This window comes from Cytobacillus sp. MT66 (genome assembly GCF_058792595.1).
This window is the reverse complement of record NZ_JBXAFB010000051.1, coordinates 1-926: the sequence shown is the minus strand read 5'-3', so window position 1 is coordinate 926 and position 926 is coordinate 1. Positions and strand designations below refer to the sequence as shown.

General features: G+C 41.3%; 1 protein-coding gene. It reads right to left on the bottom strand.

Features of this window, described 5'->3' with window-relative positions:
- Window positions 1-926: transposase (locus tag AC1Q59_RS24770; RefSeq protein ID WP_492368528.1), on the bottom strand; the 926-nt coding region annotated here is incomplete at both ends.

Below are 926 nucleotides of genomic sequence, written 5' to 3'. Positions count from 1 at the left end.
TTTTATCTTTTGAATTTTTCTCTGAAAGTAGCTGGCGGATGCCTGCTACTTTCAGTATGTTGTGGGCTAAAGCCACAATGCCGAACTCGACATGCACCTTGTCGAGCCCTCGCAAAGAAAACCGGCGGAACGACCGATTGCCCTTGATGTGACCGAACACGCTTTCTACTTCGATCTTTCGTCTCGAGTAGATGGCGGTTTTTTCTTCACATTCAAGGGCTGCTTTTGCCTTTGCCTTCATTTCTTCAAAGACGGTATTCCAATGAACCTGACGGTTCCCCTTTGCTTTGGTGCACTGGGGTTTCAATGGGCAATCCGTACAATCCTCGCATTCATATATTTTAAAGCTTTGTTCATATCCGGACTGATTCTTTTTGTTTTGATATTTTTTAAACGGAACTTTTCTGCCATTTGGGCAAATAAAACAATCATCTTGCTCATGATAAGTCCAGTTTTTTGCATTTTTTAAATCCTTTTTGTATTTACGTGTTTGTTCGTGTATGTAGGATCCATATGGAATCAAAAAATCAAATCGTGGCTCTTTCTCGTCACCAACCGCATATACATAGTTTTCCTCACTTCCGTATCCCGCATCCGCAATTACTGTTTTGGGCATAGGTAAAGTGGAGGACGCAAGTTTCTCCATATGAGGAATAAAACAACGTGTGTCCGTAGGCCGTTGATGAATAGTGTAAAATAAAACAAATTGATTTTCAGTCCCCATTTGCACATTATAACCAGGCTTAAGCTGTCCGTTTTTCATGTGGTCTTCCTTCATCCGCATAAAGGTTGCGCTGTTATCCGTTTTGGAATAGCTGTTACGGTCGCCAAAGATTTTATTTTGCTCTTTGTATTTTGATAACCGAGGTAAGAAGTTTTCCCGAATCATCTTTAAAGGCTTCTTCCACTTACTGCGTTCTTGCCGG